Below are 1,587 nucleotides of genomic sequence, written 5' to 3' on the forward strand. Positions count from 1 at the left end.
GCTTTGCTTCTATTCGAATACCGTACCGTCGTTCGACTATGTTTGTTATAGCCTGCTTGATGCTGCAATATTAACTTCAGGCACGTCATAACAATACCAAAAACGGTTGTTTTTACGTCCGAACGATGCCTGGAGAACCTGCGCCGCGAAAGGGCACTGACCGTCGAACGTTCCTGAAAACCGTCGGTATCACGATGGGCGTCGCGAGCTACGGAACCTCTGGCTCCGTCGTCGCCGATTCTGAGGTCGTGGACTATCTACTTTGTTATGAACCGATTACGCCCGACCATCGGGCGTGCAACAGTCGAAACGGTCGTGACAATCGCCTCCAGACCGACAGGATTTTTCCCCCACTCATCGCAGGAGTTCGCATGACGGGACTGTACTACGAGGAGTTCGAAGTGGGCCAAACCATCGAACACGAGAAACGGAGAACTATCAGCGAGAGCGACAATCAGCGGTTCTGTGATATGACGATGAACCAACAGCCACTCCACTTGGACGCCGACTTCGCGGCGGACACCCAGTTCGGCGAACGGTTGGTCAACGGACTGTACACGATGAGCGTGGCGGTGGGCGTTTCGATTCCGGACACGACCGACGGCACCATCGTCGCCAACCTCTCGTACGATAACGTCTCACACCCCGAGCCGGTGTTCCACGGGGACACCATTCGCGCCCAGTCCACCGTCACGGACAAGCGCGAGACGAGCGACGGCGAGCGCGGCGTCGTCACCATGAAGGTCGAGGTCTTCAAAGTCGATGGAGACGACGAAACGCTGGTTTGCGAGTTCGAGCGGACGGTGCTCTCGCTCAAGAAACCCTAGTGGAAGAACAGTGAGAGGTTCACGACCACGGCGAACAGCCACGGGAGGGCGAGGCCCGCCGGGACGAGTGCCACGTACTCCTGCGGAATCAACGTCCGCCCGACGAACCCCACGCCGAGCGCGAACGCCTTCAACCCGACGAGCGAGAGGAAGCCGAACTGGCCGAGCGCGTGGCGTGCGACCGGGTTCGATTCGGTGAGCCCCGCCTGCAACCCGGCGTACGTCGTGAGTAAATCCCCGACGAGTGCGAGGATGACGACGGCCCAGAGCAATCGCTCGATGCCGCCGAAATCGAACCAGTCCGTTCGCTGATACCGGTAGGAGAACTGCTGATGGCTCATGGATGATGGCGCGGGAATTCCACGTCATCCACACGCACGGCGGAACGGTGCTTTATTATGAACCGGCTTATCCGGCTTAGAGAGGGGCTAAACCCTCGAAGTCGTTCGGCTTACAGAATCGTACCGTGTTTCTTGTCCGGCAGGTCCTTCTCCAAGCCCGCGTAGAAGTCGTAGCGCTGGACGAGTTCCTCGCGGAGGGTGCTCGGCGGAACGATGTCGTCGATGACCATCTCGCTCGCCATGCGGTGGACATCGATGTCCTCGCGGTACTCCTCGCGGAGTTCCTGCTCGCGCTGGGCGCGTTCGTCTTCGTCGTCGATGGCGTTCAGTTTGTTCGCGTAGACGGCGTTGATGGCGGCTTCCGGTCCCATGATGCCGATTTCACCCGACGGGAGCGCGATGACGCTCTGCGGGTCGTA

General features: G+C 59.4%; 3 protein-coding genes. 1 reads left to right on the plus strand and 2 read right to left on the minus strand.

Annotated elements, in window-relative coordinates:
- The first annotated feature begins 371 nt into the window (after positions 1 to 371).
- Positions 372 to 827 carry a MaoC family dehydratase gene (locus BG842_RS00615; protein ID WP_007982722.1) on the plus strand — a complete coding sequence of 152 codons (456 nt, stop codon included), beginning with the start codon at positions 372 to 374 and terminating at the stop codon, positions 825 to 827.
- Here BG842_RS00615 and BG842_RS00620 read toward each other — a convergent pair.
- A complete protein-coding gene (locus BG842_RS00620; protein ID WP_069449257.1) occupies positions 824 to 1,168 on the minus strand; it encodes a DUF5658 family protein in 345 nt (114 codons plus the stop codon). The genes BG842_RS00615 and BG842_RS00620 overlap by 4 nt on opposite strands.
- A 110-nt stretch (positions 1,169 to 1,278) precedes the next feature.
- Positions 1,279 to 1,587, minus strand: a 309-nt coding sequence (locus BG842_RS00625) for a carboxyl transferase domain-containing protein (protein WP_303645348.1), incomplete at its 5' end; no start/stop codon positions are given.

It is taken from the genome of Haladaptatus sp. W1 (genome assembly GCF_001723155.1).
GTDB classification, from domain to species: Archaea; Halobacteriota; Halobacteria; order Halobacteriales; family Haladaptataceae; genus Haladaptatus; species Haladaptatus paucihalophilus.